Raw genomic sequence first — 23160 nt, 5'->3', positions numbered from 1 at the left:
CGGGGGAGAGGCCAGGCGTATGTTCACGTCGGTCACCCTGCGCACTTGCCTGGATGCGGTGCATGGGACGGACTTGGCAGACATCGACTTCACCAGCCCGGCGGCTTTGGCTGGGCTGGCGAGTGTTGCATGCGAGCGGCTTGGGCCGTTGCGCGACGGTTTCCGAAGGTTGGCACAGACAATCGAGGGGAGCGAAGCGGATGCCCAGGCGTTGCATGCCAAGGCGGCGTTGGAGTCGGCTCCCTTTCTGATCGGCAGTCAGCACCTGATTCATGGGGTGTGCGGCAGCTGGAATAATGAAGCGCGCCATGCGATGGCAGCGCTGCGTATTCATGCGGTGGATGTGGGTGCCGGTCAGCCGGGGGCCAGTCGTATCCAGCGCTACCAGGAATTGCTGCGTCAGCATGCGCTGGCAGATGCTGGCGAAGATCTCCTGCGAGCGGTGGCCGACCCGAGGATCTCGGATGGAGCCTTCAACTTTGCCTCGACCCTGGTCGTATTGGGGCATTTCCCGGAGTCGCTGACGGCCCAGATCTTGGGGGTCAACCTTTACCTGCGCCATTGCGGGCTGTTGCCCTCGTTTGAGTTCATCGCCCATAACGAGCCGTCCGCCCGCCAATTTCTCGATCTGCGTTGCGACCCCGCCGGTAGTACCGATGATCTTGCCGTGCTCGCCGAAACGGCAGTCCGGGAATTTCTCGTGCAAATGGGCGCTGCCGGAAACGATGGGGTACGCCAAGGCTACCTGTGGGCGCGCTGGCAGGCCGAGGAGATGAACAAGGCGCTGCTCGATGTACTTGAGCGCTGGCTCGATCCGAGAGAGGCGGCGCGCCACCTGATCAGCCGACGTCGGCTGGATGCTTGCCAATACCATGACAAGACTCAGTTGAATAAGGTGCCGATGAAGCCCTTGCTCGCGGTCGACGACTCTTTGAAGTTTCTCGACCATCTTGCCGCCAGCGCCTACGTGCGGGCGGGCAAGCCGGAATCGAGTCCACTGCTCACCAGCCTGATTTCGCCGCGGGGCAAGATGTTCCGAATCTTCAGTCGCGACGATATTGCCATTCTTCACCGCTGGATCTCCAGTTTGCCTTACTCCGATGCGCCCAGGCAGACCCCGGCTTTCCAGGTATGGAAAGACGACGGCAAACTCGCCGGGACTTTTCGCGAGGTCGCTGAAACCGGCGCGTTGGCCGCCAGATTCAGCCCGCGACAGGCCTACCCGCGCCTGTTGCGAATGGAGCTCACGCCGTCAGAGGAAGCCTATGCCGGTCACTACGTAAAGAGCTGGCTGGCCAGGGCCGCCCTTGGCGTCACCAAGGGGCATTGCTCGTTGCCGGAGCATTGGGCTCCCGGTGTCCTGCAGCAGTGGTTGCAGGGCCAGCATGAAGCCTCCAACCAGGCACTGGAGCAGGACGAAGAGCTGCCGTCTCGCGATGAGGTGGTCGCCGATATCCTGTCCCTGGCGCCGCTGACAATGATCGACGGGGCCTGGCTGGCCGGGTTCGCCCACCCGGCGGTAGCCTCCACGGCGTACGGCAGCAGACTGTTCGAAACGCTTTTCGATGAGTTGGGCAATGGAATCGAGGCGCAGAACCATCCGGTCATCTACCGCCATCTGCTCAAGGCCGTACATGGCGAGTTGCCGGCCACCGCTGACCCTGGATACGCCAACGCCGCTTGCTTCAACGACGAGAACTTCGAGCTGCCCGTGTTCTGGTTGTCTATCGGGCGATACCCCCAAACCTACTGCCCGGAGATTCTCGGGCTGAACCTGGCGATGGAGCTGTCCGGAGTAGGGGGCGGTTATCGGCGTACCCACAAGGCGTTGGTTGCCTACGGTTATCCGACGATGTTCGTCGATCTGCACAACTCCATCGACAACATCTCCACCGGGCATACGGCATGGGCTGCCGCGAGTCTGGATACCTACCTTTGCGCATTTTCTCGAAGTGACCGTGATGAACTCTGGGCGCGCGTCCGTAATGGATTCGTCGCGCTCAATCCACCCAGGGAGCAAACAATGCTGGATAAGTTTCGCGAAAAAGTGAGGTCGCTGCTATGACGATTACGCTTGGCATTTCTGCCTTTTATCACGACAGCGCGGCCACTCTGGTGGTGGACGGCAAGATCGTTGCCGCGGCCCAGGAAGAGCGTTTCAGCCGGATACGGCATGACCCGGGTTTTCCACGCAAGGCCATCGAGTACGTCCTGAGGAACGCAGGTATAAACCTGGCTGATGTCGACCATGTTGCCTATTACGAAGACCCGGCACTCAAGTTCCGTCGGGTACTCTCGACGGCCGCTGTGGCCGGGTTTTCGGCAGCGCGCACCTACGCACCGGTGCTTGGCGAATGGTTATCAACCAAGCGCCGGATGGACCGTGAGGTCGTGCGTCATCTCAGAGCGATGGGGGACCGGGACGGTCGCCGAATCGACGTGCATGGTCACCACGAGTCCCACGCCGCATCGGCATTCTTCCCCAGTCCTTTCGAGAGCGCCGCGATCCTGTGCATCGACAGTGTCGGCGAATGGGCGACGACCACCATCTGGCACGGCAGGCCAGAAGGTATCAAGCTGGTCGCCGAGTTGTCCTTTCCCCATTCGCTGGGCCTGCTCTATTCGGCCTTCACCTATTTCTGTGGCTTCAAGGTGGACTCCGGCGAATACAAACTCATGGGACTTGCGCCATATGGCAAGCCTCATTACGTCGACATGATCCTCTCGCATCTGATCGATGTGAAGCCCGATGGCAGCTTCAGGCTCGACTGGACCAAGTTTGAGTTCATCAAAGGCCAAGTCATGACGGGCGATGCCTTTGAGCAGCTGTTCGGTGGTCCGCGGCGCTTGCCCGAGGCCCCCCTTACCGATCGCGAGTTCGATTTGGCAGCATCGGTGCAGAAAGTCACGGAGATAGTCGTTTCGCGCCTGGCCAAGACCGCCCGTGAGCTCACTGGCGAGACCGCGCTGTGCATGGCCGGGGGCGTAGCCCTTAACTGCGTAGCCAACGGCGTGATCTCGCGTGAGCGGATTTTCGACCGTCTGTGGGTGCAACCGGCGGCTGGCGATGCGGGTGGCTCGCTGGGCGCCGCGCTGCTGACTGACCGCAAGCATCGCAGGGTAGCAAGCCGCGAGCTGCCTGCTGGCGTGCGCGATGGCATGAGCGGAGCATTGCTTGGACCGGAGTACAGCGAGGAGCAGATCAGGGACGAACTGGAAGCCTGCGGCGCTGTTTTTCACAGGCTTTCGCAGGAAGAGCTCGACCAGCGGGTGAGCACCAGCATAGAGGACGGCGGGGTCATCGGCTGGTTCCAGGGGCGAATGGAGTTCGGTCCGCGATCGCTTGGCAGCCGTTCGATCCTGGGTGATCCGCGTCGCTCGGACACCCAGTCAAACATGAACCTGCGCATCAAGTTCCGCGAGTCCTTCCGCCCCTTCGCTCCCGTGGTGCTTGAGGAAAAAGCGGCAGACTACTTCGACATCGTCGAGGAAAGCCCCTACATGCTGGTGGTCTCGCCAATTGCAACGGGCATTCGCAAGGCGATCCCACAGGAGAGTGCGCGGCTTACCGGGATCGACTTGCTCAAGTTGGTGCGTAGCGATCTGCCGGCAATCACCCACGTGGACTTCTCGGCAAGGGTGCAGACCGTGGACCGGGAGCGCAACCCGCGGTTCCGGGCGCTGCTTGAACACTTCTATCAGCGTTCAGGGTGTCCAGTATTGGTCAACACCTCGTTCAACGTGCGCGGTGAGCCCATTGTGAACACGCCGTTCGAAGCTTATCGCTGCTTTATGCGTACCAACATGGATGTGCTGGCGATCGGCGACTTCTACCTCGATAAATCGGAGCAGCCTCAGTTCGAGGAGGCGGTCGACTGGCGCGAGACAGTACCGCTGGATTAACTCTTTCATACACTAGGGAAGGTGCACTATGGATTATGTTCTGCTCTACCTGATCCTGCCGCTGGGGATGTTTATCCGACGAACCAAGGCGTTCGCTCATCAGCCGGACCCCAAGGCCACCTCATACCTGAACCGCAAATCATGAGCGTCATGGCCATGGATGTTCAGGAGGCTTCGTTGGTACAGGTGGTGGTCGTCAATGATCCCGACCTCACCGGGCTGGAGGGCTGTCGCGTGAGGCTGGCCGAAACGCCGCACTGCGCTGACAGTGTGGGTGCAGTCGGCGGGGACTGGCTCGGTACCGTGTTGGGCCAGGACATCGTCGAGGCAATTCGCGCATTTCCTGCCAGCCCGCACAAAGCGTTGCTCATCAGAGGCATTTCGCTCTCTACGGACGTCGCGACGCCGCGCAATGGTTTCCTGCCCAACGCCGAGTGTGTTCTTGACTTCGATCTGCTGCACTTTGGCATGTTGCGGCTGCTCGGTGTCAGGCCGCATGCAGTCGAGTATGAAAACTTCGGCAAGCTGGTCAGAAATGTCGTTCCGGTTCCGGAGGCCGCGGGCACCACCAGCTCTTGGGGCGCGGATGTGGAGTTTTTCTGGCACACCGACAATCCCAACTGGCCCTTTGCCGATCAAGGCCGAAATGTCGCGACCGCCGTGCCGAACTTCTTGGCCTTTACCGCCGTGCGCAACTTTGAAGGCGCCTCCACCGACATTGTTTGTGTGGATCATGTCCTTTCAAAGCTGCCCGGCTGGGCGATCGCCCAGTTGCAGAAGTCTGCCTACACCTTTGGCGCCCCTGCCTCCAACGAGGGCTTCGATGGCCAGCCGAGGGTGCTGCCGGTGCTGGAGCACGACGAGGGTGGTTATCGCCTGCGCTTTGACGATGGCATCGTGGCCGCCCTCGACCTGGACAGCGAAAAGGCACTTGGGCTCCTGCGCCAGTGCCTGCGCGATGCCCAGGGTATAGAGGTGGTGTTGCAACCAGGTGACTTCTTCATTTTCAAAAATGCCCGCGTGCTGCACCGCCGCAAGGCGTTCCAGCCTCTGCTCAACGGCAAGGCACGCTGGCTGCGCAGGGTATACGGCAGTTGAGCCTTTGCTTCAAAAAACCATCACAATAGACATGGAGTTCATGCATGAATAAGCGTATCGCAGTAGTCGGTGGCCGTCCCTCGCCCATTCACGGTGCCAAGGAGCTGGGCATCGACGTCGTACTGGTGCATCAAGAGGGTGACTACGAGCAGGAAATCCTCGCCCATTGCGAACAGGTGGTGCATGCCAGGATTGACGACGCCGAGGCCATTATCAAGGTCCTCGAGCCGCTGCACCGCGAACGTCCGTTCGACCGCATCATGACCACTACCGAAGTGGCGGGCGAGTCAACGGGCAAGGTGGTCGATCACTTCGGTCTCACCGGGGTTTCCTATAAGACTGCGCGCCTGCTCAAGGACAAAGTGGCCATGCGCGAGTTGCTGGTCGAGCACAACCTGAGCCCGGTTGCCTATCGCCATGTCACCAGTGCGCAGGATGCCGTCGCGTTCGTCAAAGAGCATGGCAAGTCGGTTCTCAAACCCGCCGAAGGCGTGGCCAGCCTGCATATCCATCCCTGCGATGACGCAGCCTCTGCTTCCAAGGCCTGGCAGGCGCTTCAGGATGCCGACGTCAAGCACATTATCATCGAGGAGTACCTGGAGGGGCCGGTCGTCAGCGTCGACTCCTTCTCGTTCAAGGGGCGCCACCTGCCGATTGGTTACTCCCAGTACCGCATGAACGACAAATACGTTGAGTGGGAAGTCAGCACGCCGAGCACCGAGGCCAGGAAATGGCTGAGCGAGCTGAAGGAAATGACCTGCCGCCTGCTCGATGCCGTAGAGCTGGAGGAAGGTCCTTCCCACAGCGAGTTTGTGCTTACCCCGAAAGGTCCTCGTGTACTCGAATCCCACGCTCGCCTGGCGGGCTCGGGTGCCCCGGAACTGGTGCGGCGTGCGTTCGGCCTGGACCTGAACCGCATGTTCCTGACTGTGCCGCTGGGTATCGACACCCTGCCGGATGTGTCGCCCGAGCCGAAGGCGGGTGCCGCGATCCAGTTCTTCGTACCGACGCCTGGCAAGGTCAGAAAGGTCGAGCTCGATCTCAAGCCTGACGTCGATGTACGCCATACCAAGTCGGGCGAGACTCCACGGGTGTTCCTGCCGTTCCTGTTCGAACTGGGCGCAGCCGAGCGTGCCGTAGTCATCCAGAAGCATGAGGGCGATACGATTCCACCGCTCGACACCGTTGCCGACTGCGTTTCAGGGTACGTCCTGGCAACAGGCTCCTCGCGCGAGGATGCCGTGCGTATCGGTGACGAACTGGTAGCGGCGGTCAACTTCATCGTGGATCCCACGGCATGAAATATGTCCTCTGCTTGCACCGTTGGGTCGGCAGCCAAGCGCTATACGACCGATACGAACTGCCAGCAGGAATGCAGATTCGGGCGATCTGTACGCCCGAATCCTGCGCGTCCCTGCCGAGCGAGCGCCTGGCGTCAAGTTCGGCGCTCGTCTCACTGGACGATGCTGAGGCGGTCATGGCTGAGGCCGAGCGTCTGGTCGAGCAACATGGCGTTCCAGCGCTGGTGGTTGCCCTCAATGAGGGCGACCTGCTCAATGCGGCTTCTATCCGTGAGCGATGGCAGGTACCGGGAGATCTTGTCGCGTGGACCGAGCGGTTTCGCGACAAGCTCACCATGCTGGAGGTCGCAGGCCGGCAATCGTCGATCGGCGTGCTGCCTGCCTCGCCTGCAGATTCCCGCGAAGCGGTGGAGCGACTGGCCGCTGAACACGGCTATCCGCTGGTGCTCAAGCCGCGCTACGGCACGGCGAGTCGCGGCGTAAGGTTTCTTCGCGGCCCAAGGGATCTTGATCAGATTAGTCAGGCCACGGAGCCGATGATGGTCCAGGCTTACTGCGCGGCCCCCATCCTGCACGTGGACGGCTGGTGGGATGGGCAACGGATAGTGGTCGTCACGGCGTCGCGTTATGTGAACAGCTGTGCCGATTTCGGTCCGGACAGCCCGCTGGGTAGCATCGAACTCGAGGAGGGCGATGACGAACGGCGGATTGCGGGGCGCGTCGAGCAACTGCTGGCAGTCTTCGCGCCTGAGCGAGAAATCGTCTTCCACCTCGAACTGTTCGACCTGGATGACCAATTGCTGTTCCTGGAAATCGGTGCCCGGGTCGGTGGCGCCGAAATCCCGTTCCTCTGGCGAGAGGTGAGGGATATCGACCTGCTGGGGATCGCTTGGGAAATCCAGACCGGGGCGTCTACCCGCTACAGGGACCTTGCGCGCAGCCTTAGCAAGGAGGGCAGGCCATTGCACCGCGAGCGGGGGGCATGGGTGATCGCCCGCCGCAACAGCTCGCCGCGTGATGGTTTGGGTACCCTGTACTGGGCTCAGCCGCAGAACCTGGATCGCTTCGCCAGCGGTGTTTATGAGGGCTCTGGCACGCGCCTTCGTCTGCGCAGCTTCGATCGTCCCGCGTTGGTACGAGACGTGGGAACGATCTTCGAACATTTATCCGAGTCATGGGGCGCTCAATCTTGAAAACAGCAGTTGTTACAGGTGCCAGCAGTGGCATTGGCGAGGCCTGCGCTCGTACCTTGGCCAGAAGTGGCTGGCGGGTATTCCTTGTGGCGCGCAGGGGGGATCGGCTCGAGCAGATTGCCGACGAAACCGGCGGACGCGCCATTGTGCTGGATGTGACACAAGCGCGAGAGGAGGACTTGGGACAGATTTGCGAGTGCGATCTTCTGGTGAACTGTGCGGGCGGTGCGATCGGCCTGGATGCGGTAGACACGGCCAGTGCTGAGGATTGGACTAACATGTTCAACAGCAACGTACTGGGGACTTTGCGGATGACCCAACTGCTATTGCCTCGGCTCATCGCATCCCAAGGGGCCATCATCAATATTACCTCTACGGCTGCGCTGGCCAGTTATGAGGGGGGAGGCGGTTATTGCGCGGCCAAGGGCGCTCAGCGCGCACTGACCCAGTCCTTGCGACTGGAGATGAAGGGTGTACCGGTGCGCATCACCGAAGTGCTCCCCGGCATGGTGCATACGCCAGAGTTTTCCTTGAATCGTTTTCGTGGCGACGCCGAACGGGTCAGCGCCCTCTACAAGGATGTCGACCGGCCTTTGAGCGCGGACGATGTCGCCCAGGTCGTGGCCTGGGTTGCCGATCAGCCCGCCCATGTCAATGTCGACGAAATCGTGGTTCGGCCAGTGGCACAGCGCGCTCAGCATGCGCTGTTCCGCGGCAGTCTCGGCTGGCTCGAACAGCGAGCCGACAAATCTCCATTGAACGAAGGAGCACGCTAATGATGGCGCTGGAAAACCTGGCCGGTGTGGCCATCATCTCCTTGGGCATGGTTCTGACGCCGGGTCCCAACATGATTTACCTGACCTCGCGGGCGATTTCCCAGGGGCGGTTGGCCGGGATGATTTCGCTGGCGGGTGTGGCGCTAGGCTTCGTGTGCTACCTGTTGGCGGCGGGACTGGGACTGGCCGCTTTGTTCAAGGCAGTGCCAGTCGCCTACGATGTCGTCAGGATCGCAGGCGCATTTTATCTAGGCTATCTGGCTTGGAACATGCTGAAGCCCAGGGGGAGTTCCCCCTTCGAGGCGCGGGAGCTGCCACCTCACTCGCCGAGACGGCTGTTCACCATGGGGCTGGTGACGAACCTGTTGAATCCGAAGATTGCGCTGATGTATTCCGCGCTGATTCCCCAGTTCATCGACCCTTCCGCAGGGTCTACCTTCCAGCAATTCATCCAGATGGGGCTGGTACAGATCACCATTGCCGTCACCGTGAACGGAATGATCGTCCTCGCCGCCTCCCGGGTCAGCGGATTCCTGGCCAAGCGACCCTCTGCCATGCGCACCCAACGCTGGGTGTCCGGGACTGTCCTGGGCGTCTTCGCGGTCGATATCCTGCTGCGCAAACCGCTCACCTGATAAGGAACGAGTGTTTCGCAAGCCCTGCATTGACAAGGTCCGGCCAATGACCGTAATGCTGTTCACTTAAGTACTTGAGTCTCAGCAGGGCTTCCTCGAAAATCCGATGCCAGACCTCTGGCATCGGATTTTTTATGGTGCGCCCGGCAGGGGCGCAATCTCCTCGGCGGCCAACGTTCAGTCAGTCACAGACCCCTGCGGTATTCTCCCGGCGAAACTGTCCACCAGGCTCGCCACCACCATATTTCCCATTCGCGTGCGAGTCTGCAGCGTCGCACTCGCGCGATGGGGCTGCAGCACCACGTGCTCGTTACCAAACAGTGCTTCGGGTACGTTCGGTTCATCGACAAACACATCCAGTGCCGCGCCCGCGATCTCTCCAGCGGCCAGTGCCGTCACCAGATCGACCTCGTTGACCAGCTTGCCGCGCGCCACGTTGATCAGATACCCGTCCTTGCCCAGCGCCTGCAGCACCTCGGAATTGATGATGGCTTCAGCCTTATCGGCGGCGGCCGCGAGAATCAGCGCGTCGCTGTTGCTGGCCAGTTGGTTCAAGTCGGCGATGAAGGTGTGGTTCACATCGCTCATGGGTTGCAAATCGGTGTAGCTGATCGGGCAACCGAACGCCGCGGCTCGCGTCGCCACGGCACGCCCGACCCGACCCATGCCGACGATGCCGATGCGCATGCCAGACACCTGACGCGCCAACGGTAACGGGGCCAACGGCGTCGGGCTATGCGGCCATTGGCCCGAACGCACGTAACGATCACTGGTGCACAGCCCGCGACACACGGCAATCAGCAAACCGATGGCCAGATCGGCGACATCTTCGGTTAGCGCGCCGATGGTCGCGGTGACGCGGATCCCGCGATCCCTGGCGTAAGCCAGGTCCACCGCATCGGTGCCGACGCCATTGACCGCCACCACTTCCAGTTTGGGCAACTGCGCCATCAGCGCCTGACTGATGCCGGTATGCCCGCCGGTGATCACCCCGCGAATGTTCGCACCGTGTTCCTGCAAATATGCCTGCTTGTCGGCCTGCTGGAAGTAGCGTCTGACGGTAAACAGCTCATCGAGCCGCGCGTTGATTTCAGGGATCAGGATCGGGCTGAGCTGCAAAACTTCTGGCTTCATATGGACCTCGCGTAACGGAGTAAAAAGGCCGGTTCAACCGCGACCGGCAAACGGCATGGCGCTGGCCATGACGGTCATGTTCAGGACGTTCGCCTCCAGCGGCAGACCGGCGATGTAGCGCACGGCATCGGCCACATGCTTGACGTCCACCATCGGCTCCACGGCAATGGTGCCGTTGGCCTGGCGCACGCCTTTGGTCATGCGCACCGACATTTCGGTCAAGGCGTTGCCGATGTCGATCTGGCTGCAGGCGATGTTGAATTCGCGCCCGTCCAGGGCCAGAGATTTGGTCAGTCCCAACACCGCGTGTTTACTGGCGGTGTAGGCGCTGCTGAACGGTCGTGGGGTATGCGCCGAGATCGAGCCGTTATTGATGATGCGTCCGCCCTGTGGCTGTTGCCGGCGCATCAGTGCGAAGGCTCCACGGGCGCAGAGGAAAACGCCGTTGAGGTTGGTGTCGATCACGTTTCTCCACTGCTCGAATGTCAGCTCATCGAGCGGCACGGCAGGGGCATTGACCCCGGCGTTGTTGAACACCACGTCGAGGCGTCCGTAGACCTCGGTGATGGTGGCAAACAGCGCATCGACACTGGCCGGGTCGCGCACATCAGTGGGCACCGCCAACGCTTCGTGTCCTTCGCTGAGCGCCCATTCGACCAAGGCCTGCAACGGCTCCGCTCGGCGACCGGCCAACACCAGGGTGAATCCGTCTGCCATCAGGCCGAGGGCCACAGCGCGGCCGATTCCGCTGCCGGCGCCGGTGACCAGGGCCACTTTCAAAGGGCTGGACATGTTGTTATCTCCTTTTTTCAATTCACGAGCGCGTGTGTCGGGTTCAAGGTCGCTGACCGACGCGCATTTCCAGTTGGCCGATGCCGTCGATCCCGGCATTGATGATGTCGCCCGGTTGCAGCACATCGACGCCCGCCGGGCTGCCGGTCATGATCAAGTCACCGGCCCGGAGCGCTACCGATTGCGAGATGCGGCTGATGATTTCACTCACCGACCAGATCTGGCTGTCGAGGCTGTCGCGTTGGCGCTCTTCGCCGTTGACGTTCAGCCACAAATCGCCGTCCGGGTGTCCGGCGCGAGTCACCGGCACGATGGCGGTCATCGGCGCGGCGCCGTCGAACACCTTGGCACCTTCCCAGGGCAAACCATTGCTTTTGGCCGCGCGCTGGACATCACGACGGGTCAGATCGAGACCGGCGGCATAGCCCCAGACATAGGCCAGCGCCTGGCTCTGCGGAATATTGGTGCCGCCCTCACCGATGGCCACGACCAATTCGATTTCGTGGGCAAACTCTTCGGTCAATGGCGGGAAAGTCACTTCGCCCGTCGCATCCACCACGTTGCTTGCCGGTTTCATGAAGAGCACCGGCGGCTGGCGGGACTGGCCTTGGGTATCTGGCCAAGGGTAATTGCGGCCGACGCAAAATACCCGGCCAACGGGAAAGCGCTGCTGGCTGCCCACGACTGGCAAGGTCACGGGCAGATCCGGGGTAAACACGTACTCGGTTATCGTCATTTTTTTAGTCGTCCTGTTTGAAGCGTCAGCGTACGGCGGCAATCTTTTGCAAAGTTGGACGAAAGCCGCCTCGTGTTGGAGAAAAGCGGTTTCTTGGCTCAGCGCGCCTTGAGTTCGATGCGATACAAGCGACCGAGCAGTAACGAATACGACAAGGTTCCCATCAACGCCACGGCGCCAATGAACCAGAAGGCGTAGGCAAACGAGCCTGTCGCGTGGACGATGCCGCCAATCACAATCGGGGTGACGATCCCGCCGATGTTGGCGGCCAGGCTGGTGACCCCGCCGGTCAGGCCGATCAGTTCCTTGGGCGCGACTTCCGATACGGCCGCCCACGACGACGAAGCGATTCCTTGGGCGAAGAAGGCCATGGTCAGCACGGCAATGCAGATCACGTTCGAGTCGGTGAAATTCACCAGCACGATCGACATTCCCAGCATCGAGCCGACCACCAATGGCAACTTGCGCGCGAAGGACATTGAGTAACCACGGCGAATCAGCAGATCGGAGATGATACCGGCGAGTAAGATGCCGACCGTTGCACCCACGAACGGCAGCACCGCGAAGATCCCGGCCTTGATCATGGTCAGCTTGCGTTCTTCGATCAGGTACGTCGGGAACCAGGTCAGGAAGAAGTACAACGCCGAGGTGCTGGCGAACTTGCCGATGCAAATCGCCCATATCTGCCGATAGCTGAACAGCTCGGCGATCTGCCGCCAGTTGAACCGGGTGCGTTCCTGGCTGCTCTTGACCAGTCCACCACCGGCTTCGATGTACTTCAGTTCTTCCTGGCTGACGTTCTTGCAGCTCAGCGGATCGCGGTACACGTAGAGCCAGATCACACCGAACACAATGCCGAGTATCCCGGTGCTGTAGAAAACATGGCGCCAGTCATAGGTCGTGGCCAGCCACAACAGCACGCCGGTAAACAGTGCCGTGCCCAGATATTGGCCGCACACGTAAATGCTGCTGGCCAGGCCCCGTTCGCGGGCCGGGAACCACACCGTGACTGCTCGGCTGTTGGCCGGAAACGCTGGAGCTTCCATGGCACCGACAGCCAGTCGCAGCCCGAACAGTGAAGCGAATCCTGTGGCCAGGCCTTGGCACACGGTGACCGTCGACCAACTGATCAGCGACACCCCGTAAGTGAACCGGGAACCGAAGCGATCGGCGATGAACCCGGCGGGGACCAAGGCGAGTGCGTAGGTCCACGCAAACGCGGAAAAAATCAGGCCCATTTCAATCTTGTCCAGGCCCAGGTCCTTGGCGAGGAACGGTGCCGCAATCGAAATGTTCACGCGGTCGATGTAGTTGATGATGGTTGCAATCAGCAGCAACGACAGCATGAACCAGCGCCGACGCGTCGGCAGTCGCTGTGGCAACAGGGCGTCCCGGGCGCCGGCGCTCACCGACGGCGCGGTGGACGGGGAGGTGTGCGAGTTCGACATGAGTAGACCTTTTTATTGTTAGAGGAATCCAGTTGTTCGCGCGCAGCCGAAGCCGTTGCCCCAGTCCCGGGGCAGAGCAATCGTTACTTGAATGAGGGGCGCGGACAGCGGTTGTCAGGCGCTCAGATACGCCTTCGCAGAGGTTCGGTCGGGGGAGGGGTGGCGAGGTAGAAAAGCCGGTTCATCACGTGCGCACCTTTTGATTGTTTTTGGAAGGTTGGGCTGCATTGGCTATCACAGTGGTCGTACAACCTCTCAAAATCAACGGAGGCGTTAGATCGTTTTTTCTCCTGAAAAAGGCGATTAATGCAGGTGTCCAAGAAAAATCAAATCAGCTCATTTCCGCAGTTCTGTCTTAAGTGTTTAATAAGTTATTGATTGTTAATGGTTAATTATTTTTATCCTGGCGTATTTTTTTGGACAGACGACGTAGCACACACGAATACAATTAATTCTCTGATTTTTGCTGTCATCCTATGACGCATTGAAATCGGCCGTATCGCCCTACACAATCACCGACGTCGCCGCCTGTTCCGCGGCGCGACGACAACCTGCCCATGTACCTGTCGAGGATCCTCAGGCGATGTCGTCATCGAGTCGAGTACCCACTTACGTCATGCAGCAACGTAGCGAATTGACGGACTTTTACATCCGCGACAAAAAAGGCCGGCACGCCGAAACCAGCCCGCATCGCCACGAGTATTTCCAGATCCAGATCAACCTCGGTGGCGATACCGTGCAGCACATTGGCAACGTCGAGCGGCCGTTTCCACGCAACACGCTGGCCTTCATCCTGCCGCATCGCGTGCACGTGATTCCGCATCCGGTTGACAGCAACTTCATGGTGATCAATTTTTCCCAGACCTTTCTGCTGCCGCACTTGCAGTGTGACCCGATGGATCTGGAGGAAGTCTCGATTCTCCTGGCGCCGGAGTTGTCGCCGTTCCGCTTTCAGGAGCATCTGGATTTCATTCTGGCCGATGAAGATTTCAGCAAAGTCTGTGGTTTGATCGAACAGATGCGCGTGCTTGATGGAAACCGTCAGTTCGGCACCCGCGAGATGCTCAAGGGCTTGCTGCTGCAATTGATTGGAAGTGTCTGCGCCTTGTACGCAGAGCCATTAAAACGGCTGGCCGAAGAGAACGCCGCCGAAGTCAGCCGACGCGACGCACTGAGCAGGATGTCGGAGTATTTGCGCAAGAACATCGCCGACCCCGATCTCAACCTGATCAAGGTCGCCGCTGCGACCTACCTGTCGCCGACGTACCTCACGCACTGGTTACGCAAGGAAGTCGGCAAGACCTTCACTGAGCTGGTGCTCGAGCGCAGGATGCACGCGGCACGCAATTATTTGCTTAATGGGACACGACCGGTGGGGGAGGTGGCGAGGTTGTGCGGTTTCGCTGACGAGGCTTATTTCTCCCGACGCTTTCGCCAGATACATGGCCAGCCACCTGGGCAATTCAGGCGTCAGCAACTCAATCCCGATACTCCGCAATTACCGTCCAACACGTGATCGACAGCTGTGGCTGGCTTGAGTGAGAAGTCCATTGCTGGGGGCAGCACAAAAATGCAAAAGCGACGCCGAAACGAAAAAGCCTGCGCCCCGTCCTGGCCGGCGTCATTGTCGAAGGCGAATGGCAGGCCGGTCGTGTTTAGTAAGGCTCACCACAGAGTGCACCTTAATAATGAAGGAAAGATCAGAATACTTCGTACAAAATTATCGAAAAAGCCGGTATGGAAATTAATAATTAATTCATAAAAAAATGCACGTCCCCTAACCTTTAAGCATCAATTGCGGAGGTGCATTTATGTTGATTTTCATTAAGTCGATGATCATTGGGCTTTGTATTGCAGCCCCTGTGGGACCCATTGGGCTGTTGTGCATACAGAGGAGCCTCGCGCTTGGATGGAGAGCAGGTTTCGCGACAGGGTTAGGGGCGGCCACAGCCGATTCGATCTATGGATATGTCGGTGCGCTGGGGATCACAGTCATCATAGCGACACTCATTAGCTTTAAACCATGGTTGTGTATTTTGGGGGGAATGTTCCTCGCGTACATTGGTTATCAAACAATAAGATCGAAAGCGAGCTCAACAGCCCTGGCGGGTGAACGAGCCAACCTGTTAAAAGCCTACTTGAGTACACTGTTTTTGACACTGTCGAACCCCATGACCATCCTGTCGTTTATTGCGATATTTGCTGCCATGAGCGACGGCATGGCTAATGATCAAAGCGGTCAGCACTCAGTGCTGCCTATGGTGACAGGTATCTTTCTCGGCTCGGCTGTCTGGTGGCTGGGATTGAGCGGATTCTCCTCCGTATTCAAGACCAGAATCTCCCAATCAAAGCTCAGGTTGATCAACTATTTTTCCGGGTCAACCATAACCATTCTGGGGGCCTACCAAGTAGCCACTGGCGTTATGCTCGCCACAGGAGCTTAAACGGGAAATGAGACAAGGCTTATTTCTCATTGACTGATGAGTAAGCCTTGGCATCAATCCCCTACGGTCTAACGGGACGATGCTTTACTGCATTCTGGATTCAATGTACGCCCTGAGGCTGCCTATCGCTTGTTTGATTTCTGATTCTGTCGCATTGCTAAACGACAACCTGACCTGAGTGACAGCCTCATTCGTCAGCGAAAACAAGGAAGTGGGAAATACGATAACCTTGAAGTTCCTGGCGCACTCGCACATTTCAAAATATTCAAAGGTGAAAGGCAGCTGTACATTGATGAAAAAGCCCCCCTCTGGATGGTTCCAGGTGACACTTCTTCGAGAATCAGCCTTGATCGGGAATTCACGTTCAAGGCATTCAATCATATAGTTTCTTTTCTGCCTGTAAGACAACACTCTTGGTTGATTGAGCGCTTTTAAAGAGTAATTGTTCTCTATCAGCAAACCACCGACAACTGCTTGGCACAGGGGCGGTGTATTGACGGTGATCAAGCTTTTGGCTTTACATAATCTGGCGCTAAAGGAAATCACCCCAGCGCTCTCCGGGGCGACGACATAGCCCATACGCAATCCCGGAAAAATTGACTTTGCAAAAGAGCCAAGAAGGAATACTCGACTACTGTCGATCGACTTCATCAAGGGGATTTTATCTCCCTCGTACCTGAAGTAGCTGTAGGCATTATCCTCCAGGATAAAAAAATTCATTTCATTGGCCAAGGAGAGCATGGCCTTTCTGTCTTCATAGGAAAGGCTGTTAGCAGTAGGGTTACTAAAATCCGAAATCGCGTACAGCGCTTTTACCTTTTCCCCCCTGGACTCAAGATCTTCAGCTACCTTGCGCAGGGCAGATGGATCGAGGAAGGTGTCCTCGGGAACGGGTACAATTGTTATTCTTAATAGTTTCGCAATACCCGTTATTCCGGAAAACACAGGGTCAGGCACTAATAAAACACCACTTCCTTCAAAGATTGATAGCAGTGTCAAGGTCGCAGCTTCCTGAAACCCCATACACACGACAATACTTTCAGGGTTGGAAATCTTTATGCCTTCATCCACCTGCAAGTGTTCGGCTATTATACCGTTGATAATCCCGGTGGTTTTTCCATATTGGCAAAGTAGTGTCGCAAGTGAATGTTCCGTATCGGCGGCGTATCGTGTATAGCTGGCCAGCCCTTTATCGATGAGGGACAGGTCACATTGCTCGTCGTCAGGTCGACCGGAAGCCAGAGAGATTGCCTCTGGATTTTCACTGGAAATGGAATTTAGAAGATGGATAACGTTCAGAGTAGGGTCTTCGAATATCGTTTTTTCGAGTACGCTGGGCAATTTCGCTTCTCCATAAAAAAGCAACGAGCCGTGGAAGGCTCGTTGCTCATGATTAACATCTGTTACGCAGGTTTAAGTGCACTTTTTTGATGGGCCATATTTTCCATGGCTACAAATGCCTGAAGCAGATCCTCTTTAAGATCCTCAAGGGCCTCTAAACCAAAACACAATCGAACCAAACCCTTTTCAATCCCCATATCCGCTTTTTCCTGCTCAGTCATCGAGGCATGGCTTCCACTAAAGGGTTGCGCAACCATTGACGTGACACAGGCCATTCCCGTACCCGTTCCAAACCATTTGAGGGCGCTGGTGAAAGTTTTGTAAAAGGGGACCAGATCAGGCCGAATATCAACAAACACAATGCCACCATAGCCGGTCAATTGTTTACCATCGACTCGTGGATAATAAACACGCTCAATAAAGGGCAGTTCCCGCAGATAGTTGAGCATGCTGGAGGTTGTGTTGCTGTGTTTCTCCATGCGCAGGTTAAATGTCTGCATGCTTCTGCGAAGCAGCCATGCGCTATTAGGCGCTAATATTGAGCCTGAATAAAAGCGGCCTTCGAGGAGGCGCGTATAAATCATTTCATTGTTGATGAGTACCAGGCCGCCCATGACATCGCTATGCCCGGAGAAATACTTCGTTGCGCTGTACAGAGAAATATCCGCGCCAAAGTTCAGAGGCTTTTGAAATATCGGCGTGGCCCACGTGTTGTCAACGACCACCAGAGCGTGTGGGTTATTTTGCTTAACCGCCTTGCTGACCGCATGAATATCAATATCTTTCAGAAAGGGATTGGTCGGTGTTTCGAAAATGACCATGTCCACGTTCGACGGCAACTCTTTCAATCCACTTTCCGTGGTGAGATCCAGAATCGTCAGTTTCGCACCGATACGTGCCGCATATCGCTGAAACAGCTTATAAGAACAGCCATAGATATATTTGTTGATCACCAGCGACCCACCGGGTTTCAGCAGCTCCAGAACCATGTAGATGGCACTCATTCCGGTGCTGTAGGCCAAGGCGTATTCGCTTCCTTCCAGTGCAGCGACAACCTGTTCCAGCTCAGTCACATTGGGATTGGCTTTTCTCGAGTAGAAGAATGCCGAGTCAGCGCTAAAAGCGCTGCACTGATAAATAGGCGTCACGGATGGGTGGGCCTCTCGGTCATCGACCCTGATATGGAGTATTTCAGTAGACACGTTCATGATTTGCTCACCAGTTTGATAACCTGCTCATACATGTTCTGCTTGCCTTCATACCCAATGGTCGGCGTGATGTCGTTTTGCGAAATACCAATCTCTTCAATCGACTCGGTTGGGAAGTGAGCCCTGTCGAATACTTCATGAAGATTTGAGTTCACCCCCTTGGGAAGCCAGACTTCAGGGCCTGATTCATCAATTCGTGCCTTGGCAATGATAAATCGATAGCTTTCATACGGCCGCAATGTCAGTGATTTCCAATCACTGTTGAGCCCGTCGGTATAGTTGCGCCGCAGGTACACGGTCTGTTCAAAGTCTTCAGTATTCAGCACTTGGGCGTGCAGCGATACGATATCCCCATGCCACTCGAACTTTCGCTTCTCGTAAGAGGTCAATGCAGCCTCTTGCAGTTCAACAGGCGCGTTCGCTTTGTGTTCGCCCAGTAACTTGAAGTGTGCGTCGTGCCCACACCGGGCACAGCAACCGTTGCTATCCAATCCAATTATTTCAGCATTCAAACCGTAGCGGGTAACGAGTAGAGCGTTACAATTATTGCAGTTGGTATTGGTGCCCTGGACATCATTGACGTTGCCCAGATAAACATGCTCAACCCCCATGCTCCGGGCAATGTCCCGAGCCTTCAGGAGTCTATCCACGGGCGTCCTGATGCTATTGCTCATTTTATAATCAGGGTGAAACCTTACAAAGTGGAGCGGTACATTCGGGCCCAGTTCATCCAGTACCCACTGGCTAATTTTCCTGGCGGTATCCTCATCGTCACTGATATCGGTAACCATCAAGGTGCTGACTTCAACATATTTACCAGCATCGTATACTTTCTTGATGCCAGCCAGAACGGGCTCTACCCAGCCTGTCGTGACTTTTCGATAGTATTCGGGGGAGATGGATTTTAGCGAAATCGAGAATATGTCGATGACGGGCAATAGTTCATCAATGGCTTCTTCACTGATAAAAAAAGCTGATTTATATAAATTGATTAAGCCCGCTTCCTTTGCCAGCTTTGCCGTGTCGAGGATGAATTCATGCCAGACAACAGGGTCGTTATACGTCCAGGAGATAACGCGTATACCATGCTTCAAGGCAGTTTCTACAACCTGTTCAGGCGTATAGTAGTAAACATCTTTATCTGTCACATACTTGGCCTGAGAGGTCTTCCAATTGTGGCAGTAGCCGCAGTTAAGCATGCAGCCGATATTGCCTAGGGAAAGGATTCGCTCTCCGGGAGCAAAGTGGAATACCGCCTCGGTTTCGATGGTCTCTTCGGTGCTGTGAACGCCTTTGCCATAATTCAACGTAACTAACCGGCCGCCTCTGTTTCCGCGCACCTTGCAAAAACCTACTTTGCCCTCCTGAATGACACAGTTTCGGGGAGAAAGATGACACTTTACGACGCCGTTTGGGAGTATTTCTTCCAACTTTGCAGGCGTGCTTTCCAAGGTCCAGTTTTTATTTTTTGTAGTGTCCATCTCTCACTCCTCATCTCACGGAAGTTACTGTCAATATCATCGGTTGAAATAGTCGAGGCGAAACAATCCCGCCGCCACAGTGGCAGCAATCCTCTAGTCGTTATTGATAGGCGGAAGAAACGCTGGTCAATCCATAATTCTTAAGTGAAAAACGCCTGGCGTTTATATTCATGAATGGCTGTATAAGAGGGCCTATGACCAACAAGAATGCAATGGTTCCCACACCGAAGGGCCCGCCTAGAAGCCATCCGGTTGAAAAGATGCCAATTTCAATTATCATTTTGGCTTTGGTGAATGACCACGCCCATTTGGACACCATGGTAAGCACCACAAGGTCCATGATTCTGATACCAATACCGCTCATGATAATCAGTGCAGACGAATAAGCACACAGCACCAGACCCATCGCCAATATCGTGTATTCATTCACTCTGACAATCAAATACTCTCCAAGCCCCAGCACGGACCAGAGGTCAATCAACAGACCTGTAAGTGTGGTTGTAATAAATGGGCTTATCGGAGGATATTTCTTGTTCCAGAGCATCCACCACAGCAGAAAGAATAGAGAAACAATACCCGAACAAACGCCCATTCCGAGCATGAGTATTTTATTTATCGAGATGATCAGGACATCTAAGGGGTCAGTCCCCAGTTGACTGACTATGAAAAACTTGGCCCCCACCGAGAAAAGGGCGACTCCAGCCAGATACATAAAAATCTGATCCATCTTGAAATCACGAAAACTTAGGACTTGCGTTCCAATATAATTCGCGAATGATGGATAGGGTTTTTTTTCACACTTTATTTTTTCATCTTCCATACGAACACCATCCCTGGAGGAGAATATTTTATTATGCAGTGCGTAACGCTAAGGATTCAGAGCTATTGACTGCCCGGGTTCTTGTTAGGTTTTACCGGGCTGCAAATAGACTAGCACTCTGCTTTATTTTGGTGCATTATTTTTTAATGAAAACCGGGTGCTTTTCATTAAAATTTATACTTTTTGCTGGGGGGACTTACATGGATCGTATAGACATCAAAATCTTGGGGAAGGTGCAGGACTTTGGTCGCATTTCCATCACGGAGTTGTCCAAGCACGCAGGTCTTTCTATTCCCGCCACCACTGATCGGTTGCGAAAGCTCGAGGACTCTGGGGTCATCAAGGGGTATAGCGCTCAGTTAGATCCAACCAAGCTAGGGTTCGGCATATCTGCTGTCGTCGGCATGACCACCCTCAAGCCTGCGAAATCCAAATTGATAGCGACGCTCAACGACATACCCGAAGTCGTTGAGTGCCTGCACGTCACGGGTAACGACTCCTACCTGATCAGGATCTATGCCAGGTCAATGGCCGATATCGAAAATATCATTGCGAAGATCAACGCGTACGGTGAGACACGTACAAGCATTGTCTTGTCTGTCCCTATCGAGAGAAGAAAGCTTGTCCCTTGAGCCTGTACATAGAACAGTCAGCTGTTGGCTATTTCAAGGGTGATCATTTTGTGTGCCCGGAACGGCGCCAGCAGCGATTCATCTGCCCCTGAATCGGTAATCAACGTCCACGGCCCTTTGAGGGGAGACCAATATTGCTGGAGGGCGCGCCTTAATTTTGTGGCGTCAGCCAGCACGAAGGTCTGTGCCGCTTGCCCGATCATGTTTTCTTTGAGGTAAGCCAGGTCGGCACTGGCTTCGCAGAGCCCCAACTCTGCAACAACGCCATCGGCGCTATGAAAAATCTTGTCGGCACTCAAATGCAGGCGCTTGGTGGAAAGCGGCCTTCATCTGAAGTGGGATTTGGAGCCAGCCCTGGTCAGTCGTGACGGGCAGAAAACGGTCAGAAGTGGACATTGACCAAACGCTACTGTCGGCCAGAAAGTGTGGTCGCTATTGGCTGCTAACTATCCAATACAAACACGCTTTGCATTCCTTCATGCACCGTGTAAAAAGCAACTCCTACATTGAAGCGCAGACTCGACAGCGCTCAGCAAAGCTTCGCCGCTGAAGGGTTTACGCAAACATTCGATGGGCTCATATCGGCTGGTTTCGGCCAGTGTCGCTTCATCCCAGTGTGCCGACATACAAATCACTGGAAATTTTCTGTCTTTGAGCTTCAGCGCGTGCATGACCTCTATCCCTGACAGTCCGTTCATCTTCAAATCCAAAAGCAGGCACGCGACGTCATCTAAGTTTTCGAGGGCTAAGAACTCCTCTCCCGAGGTGAATACCCGAGAGCGGTATCCCGCCGACCGGAGCAGATTGGCCAGGCTTTTGCGCACGGACGCGTCGTCGTCCACGATACAGACGATGATCATGGCGCTGACGAATGACCCGGGCGCGGCGCAGTCATTGTTGGTAGTCATGTAGGACTCTGCGCGCCAAACGTCGGCTCTGAGCTAATCAAGCCATACAGGTTGACCAGGCTCACCAGCGAGCGCGTCTGCATCTTCTCCATGATGTGTTTGCGGTGGACCTTGGCGGTGATTTCGCTGGTACCCAGCCGGTTGGCGATGTGTTTGTTGGACAGACCCTCCACGATCAGTGGCAGCACTTCACGCTCACGGGGGGTCAACAGGGCGGCCTTTTTACGGGCGGCCTGAGTGCGCCGCCATTGCTCGAATGCCATCGCTGCACGCTGACGGGTAGTGCGCAGGATACCGAGCAACTGCTCGTCATTGAAAGGTTTGGTCATGAACTCGACCGCTCCCGCTTTCATGGCCTGCACCGACATCGGGATGGTGCCGAACCCTGTCATGAAAATCACCGGCCACGGATGTCCGCGTTGTCCGAGTGCCGATTGCAGTTCCATACCTGTCGCCTCGGGCAGGCTGATGTCCAGCAACAAGCAAGCGGGGCCAATGTCGAGGTCAGCGTTGAGCAATTCTTCGGCCGAGGTGAATATCCGGTGCGCGATTCCTTCGGCGCGTAGCAAACGACTGAGTGCTGTGCGTACGGACGCTTCATCATCCACGATGTACACCGGCACGCTGTCAGGATCGATCGTCTCCTGATCCTCGGATGCATAGGTGCCCGGTGATACCGGATGGAACAGGGGCAGGAGCGGTTCAAGTTCTTTCAATAATCGGTAACCTCGGCGCGGGACCGTCTGGATGAGCTCTTTTTCTCCAAGCAACTTGCGTAGCGAGGAAATCTGCACCTGCAGATTGTTTTCCTCGACGACGGTGTCAGGCCAGACCTGTGTGATCAATTCATCTTTGCTGACGATTCGGCCATCGGCCTGCAACAGCACCGAGAGGATTTCGAACGCCCGGCCTCCGACACGCAGCGGCCGTCCGTCAAGAAAGGCTTCACGCCGTTCCAGGGAGATAGTGGCTTGGCCAAGTCGGATCATAGGTTCCTCTGCGCTGCGTTGACGGGGAGTGACGCCGAAACGTCGTTTCATCAGGGCTACACGCTAGGGGATGGCCTCGCATAATGCAATTATCCCGAGGGATAACATGCAACGATTTCAGTGCGCAAAAACCACAGGCCGCGGAGGCCCTCAACTGCCATCCTGGTGCCGATAACGGACAGGACTGCTCGAGCGCAGCCATCGGGCCAGAGCCTTGCGTATACTCACCGGCTCAGCCCGAAACGAATCTTCAGCGGTGATTGTTCATGCCCAGCAGCTCTCTCTCAGCATCCGGTTCCCACAGTCTTGATGTCGTACACG

General features: G+C 56.4%; 20 protein-coding genes and 1 pseudogene. 10 read left to right on the top strand and 11 right to left on the bottom strand.

The window, feature by feature from the left end; translation table 11 throughout:
- The first annotated feature begins 19 nt into the window (after window positions 1–19).
- From J3D54_RS26860 to J3D54_RS26830, 7 genes are all read left to right on the top strand, one after another.
- Window positions 20–2065, top strand: a complete 2046-nt coding sequence (locus tag J3D54_RS26860; RefSeq protein WP_253424997.1) for an iron-containing redox enzyme family protein — start codon at window positions 20–22, stop codon at window positions 2063–2065.
- Window positions 2062–3903, top strand: a complete 1842-nt coding sequence (locus tag J3D54_RS26855; RefSeq protein ID WP_253424995.1) for a carbamoyltransferase — start codon at window positions 2062–2064, stop codon at window positions 3901–3903. Before J3D54_RS26860 ends, J3D54_RS26855 begins: the two co-directional genes overlap by 4 nt.
- A gap of 141 nt (window positions 3904–4044) precedes the next feature.
- Entirely contained in the window at window positions 4045–5001 is a 957-nt protein-coding gene (locus tag J3D54_RS26850) for a TauD/TfdA family dioxygenase (protein ID WP_253424992.1), read from the top strand.
- 44 nt (window positions 5002–5045) lie between these two features.
- Window positions 5046–6302, top strand: coding sequence for an ATP-grasp domain-containing protein (locus tag J3D54_RS26845; RefSeq protein ID WP_253424989.1), 1257 nt, complete (start codon window positions 5046–5048; stop codon window positions 6300–6302).
- On the top strand, window positions 6299–7495 hold the full coding sequence (locus J3D54_RS26840) for an acetyl-CoA carboxylase biotin carboxylase subunit family protein (protein WP_253424986.1): 1197 nt from the start codon (window positions 6299–6301) through the stop codon (window positions 7493–7495). Before J3D54_RS26845 ends, J3D54_RS26840 begins: the two co-directional genes overlap by 4 nt.
- A complete protein-coding gene (locus J3D54_RS26835; RefSeq protein ID WP_253424983.1) occupies window positions 7492–8271 on the top strand; it encodes an SDR family oxidoreductase in 780 nt (259 codons plus the stop codon). The genes J3D54_RS26840 and J3D54_RS26835 overlap by 4 nt, the downstream gene beginning before the upstream one ends.
- Window positions 8271–8906 carry a LysE family translocator gene (locus J3D54_RS26830; RefSeq protein ID WP_253424981.1) on the top strand — a complete coding sequence of 212 codons (636 nt, stop codon included), beginning with the start codon at window positions 8271–8273 and terminating at the stop codon, window positions 8904–8906. The genes J3D54_RS26835 and J3D54_RS26830 overlap by 1 nt, the downstream gene beginning before the upstream one ends.
- A 177-nt stretch (window positions 8907–9083) precedes the next feature.
- On the opposite strand, the gene J3D54_RS26825 is transcribed toward J3D54_RS26830, so the two are convergent.
- The 4 genes from J3D54_RS26825 to J3D54_RS26810 all read right to left on the bottom strand — a co-directional run bounded on the left by J3D54_RS26825 (window position 9084) and on the right by J3D54_RS26810 (window position 13016).
- On the bottom strand, window positions 9084–10040 hold the full coding sequence (locus J3D54_RS26825) for a 2-hydroxyacid dehydrogenase (RefSeq protein WP_253424979.1): 957 nt from the start codon (window positions 10038–10040) through the stop codon (window positions 9084–9086).
- Window positions 10041–10073: 33 nt separating this feature from the next.
- Window positions 10074–10832 carry an SDR family oxidoreductase gene (locus J3D54_RS26820; RefSeq protein WP_253424976.1) on the bottom strand — a complete coding sequence of 253 codons (759 nt, stop codon included), beginning with the start codon at window positions 10830–10832 and terminating at the stop codon, window positions 10074–10076.
- 43 nt (window positions 10833–10875) lie between these two features.
- On the bottom strand, window positions 10876–11568 hold the full coding sequence (locus J3D54_RS26815; protein WP_253424973.1) for a fumarylacetoacetate hydrolase family protein: 693 nt from the start codon (window positions 11566–11568) through the stop codon (window positions 10876–10878).
- A gap of 98 nt (window positions 11569–11666) precedes the next feature.
- Window positions 11667–13016 (bottom strand): MFS transporter, encoded by a 1350-nt coding sequence (locus tag J3D54_RS26810; RefSeq protein WP_253424970.1) that lies wholly within the window; start codon window positions 13014–13016, stop codon window positions 11667–11669.
- A gap of 583 nt (window positions 13017–13599) precedes the next feature.
- Here J3D54_RS26810 and J3D54_RS26805 point away from each other — a divergent pair.
- A complete protein-coding gene (locus J3D54_RS26805) occupies window positions 13600–14532 on the top strand; it encodes an AraC family transcriptional regulator (RefSeq protein ID WP_253424967.1) in 933 nt (310 codons plus the stop codon).
- Window positions 14533–14827: 295 nt separating this feature from the next.
- Window positions 14828–15460: a LysE family translocator gene (locus J3D54_RS26800; RefSeq protein ID WP_253424964.1), complete on the top strand. Its 633-nt coding sequence runs from the start codon at window positions 14828–14830 to the stop codon at window positions 15458–15460.
- Window positions 15461–15544: 84 nt separating this feature from the next.
- On the opposite strand, the gene J3D54_RS26795 is transcribed toward J3D54_RS26800, so the two are convergent.
- From J3D54_RS26795 to J3D54_RS26780, 4 genes are all read right to left on the bottom strand, one after another.
- A complete protein-coding gene (locus J3D54_RS26795) occupies window positions 15545–16801 on the bottom strand; it encodes a PLP-dependent aminotransferase family protein (RefSeq protein WP_253424961.1) in 1257 nt (418 codons plus the stop codon).
- A 62-nt stretch (window positions 16802–16863) separates the two neighbouring features.
- Window positions 16864–18009, bottom strand: a complete 1146-nt coding sequence (locus tag J3D54_RS26790) for a PLP-dependent aspartate aminotransferase family protein (protein WP_253424958.1) — start codon at window positions 18007–18009, stop codon at window positions 16864–16866.
- Complete coding sequence (gene amrS / locus J3D54_RS26785; RefSeq protein ID WP_253424955.1) at window positions 18006–19490, bottom strand: AmmeMemoRadiSam system radical SAM enzyme; 1485 nt, start codon at window positions 19488–19490, stop codon at window positions 18006–18008. The genes J3D54_RS26790 and amrS overlap by 4 nt, the downstream gene beginning before the upstream one ends.
- A gap of 100 nt (window positions 19491–19590) precedes the next feature.
- Window positions 19591–20310, bottom strand: coding sequence for a YitT family protein (locus J3D54_RS26780; protein ID WP_253424952.1), 720 nt, complete (start codon window positions 20308–20310; stop codon window positions 19591–19593).
- Window positions 20311–20510: 200 nt separating this feature from the next.
- Here J3D54_RS26780 and J3D54_RS26775 point away from each other — a divergent pair, with 200 nt between their 5' ends.
- A complete protein-coding gene (locus J3D54_RS26775; protein WP_019578517.1) occupies window positions 20511–20942 on the top strand; it encodes an Lrp/AsnC family transcriptional regulator in 432 nt (143 codons plus the stop codon).
- A gap of 17 nt (window positions 20943–20959) precedes the next feature.
- Here J3D54_RS26775 and J3D54_RS26770 read toward each other — a convergent pair.
- From J3D54_RS26770 to J3D54_RS26760, 3 genes and pseudogenes are all read right to left on the bottom strand, one after another.
- A pseudogene (locus J3D54_RS26770) lies at window positions 20960–21244 on the bottom strand (DeoR/GlpR transcriptional regulator); the annotation flags it as partial.
- Window positions 21245–21418: 174 nt separating this feature from the next.
- A complete protein-coding gene (locus J3D54_RS26765; protein WP_253426792.1) occupies window positions 21419–21802 on the bottom strand; it encodes a response regulator in 384 nt (127 codons plus the stop codon).
- Between the two features lie 44 nt (window positions 21803–21846).
- A complete protein-coding gene (locus J3D54_RS26760) occupies window positions 21847–22839 on the bottom strand; it encodes a response regulator (RefSeq protein WP_367399657.1) in 993 nt (330 codons plus the stop codon).
- Window positions 22840–23160: the final 321 nt, after the last annotated feature.

Source organism: Pseudomonas sp. GGS8, assembly GCF_024168645.1.
Classification (GTDB): domain Bacteria; phylum Pseudomonadota; class Gammaproteobacteria; order Pseudomonadales; family Pseudomonadaceae; genus Aquipseudomonas.
This window is presented reverse-complemented; position numbering and strand designations above follow the sequence as displayed.

Coding starts and splice junctions, on each gene's coding strand:
- J3D54_RS26855 (WP_253424995.1), top strand. CDS start 2,062: ATGACGATTACGCTTGGCATTTCTGCCTTTTATCACGACAGCGCGGCC.
- J3D54_RS26815 (WP_253424973.1), bottom strand. CDS start 11,568: ATGACGATAACCGAGTACGTGTTTACCCCGGATCTGCCCGTGACCTTG.
- J3D54_RS26800 (WP_253424964.1), top strand. CDS start 14,828: ATGTTGATTTTCATTAAGTCGATGATCATTGGGCTTTGTATTGCAGCC.
- J3D54_RS26780 (WP_253424952.1), bottom strand. CDS start 20,310: ATGGAAGATGAAAAAATAAAGTGTGAAAAAAAACCCTATCCATCATTC.
- J3D54_RS26830 (WP_253424981.1), top strand. CDS start 8,271: ATGATGGCGCTGGAAAACCTGGCCGGTGTGGCCATCATCTCCTTGGGC.
- J3D54_RS26840 (WP_253424986.1), top strand. CDS start 6,299: ATGAAATATGTCCTCTGCTTGCACCGTTGGGTCGGCAGCCAAGCGCTA.
- J3D54_RS26860 (WP_253424997.1), top strand. CDS start 20: ATGTTCACGTCGGTCACCCTGCGCACTTGCCTGGATGCGGTGCATGGG.
- J3D54_RS26765 (WP_253426792.1), bottom strand. CDS start 21,802: ATGATCATCGTCTGTATCGTGGACGACGACGCGTCCGTGCGCAAAAGC.
- J3D54_RS26850 (WP_253424992.1), top strand. CDS start 4,045: ATGAGCGTCATGGCCATGGATGTTCAGGAGGCTTCGTTGGTACAGGTG.
- J3D54_RS26810 (WP_253424970.1), bottom strand. CDS start 13,016: ATGTCGAACTCGCACACCTCCCCGTCCACCGCGCCGTCGGTGAGCGCC.
- J3D54_RS26825 (WP_253424979.1), bottom strand. CDS start 10,040: ATGAAGCCAGAAGTTTTGCAGCTCAGCCCGATCCTGATCCCTGAAATC.
- J3D54_RS26790 (WP_253424958.1), bottom strand. CDS start 18,009: ATGAACGTGTCTACTGAAATACTCCATATCAGGGTCGATGACCGAGAG.
- J3D54_RS26760 (WP_367399657.1), bottom strand. CDS start 22,839: ATGATCCGACTTGGCCAAGCCACTATCTCCCTGGAACGGCGTGAAGCC.
- amrS (WP_253424955.1), bottom strand. CDS start 19,490: ATGGACACTACAAAAAATAAAAACTGGACCTTGGAAAGCACGCCTGCA.
- J3D54_RS26820 (WP_253424976.1), bottom strand. CDS start 10,832: ATGTCCAGCCCTTTGAAAGTGGCCCTGGTCACCGGCGCCGGCAGCGGA.
- J3D54_RS26775 (WP_019578517.1), top strand. CDS start 20,511: ATGGATCGTATAGACATCAAAATCTTGGGGAAGGTGCAGGACTTTGGT.
- J3D54_RS26845 (WP_253424989.1), top strand. CDS start 5,046: ATGAATAAGCGTATCGCAGTAGTCGGTGGCCGTCCCTCGCCCATTCAC.
- J3D54_RS26805 (WP_253424967.1), top strand. CDS start 13,600: ATGTCGTCATCGAGTCGAGTACCCACTTACGTCATGCAGCAACGTAGC.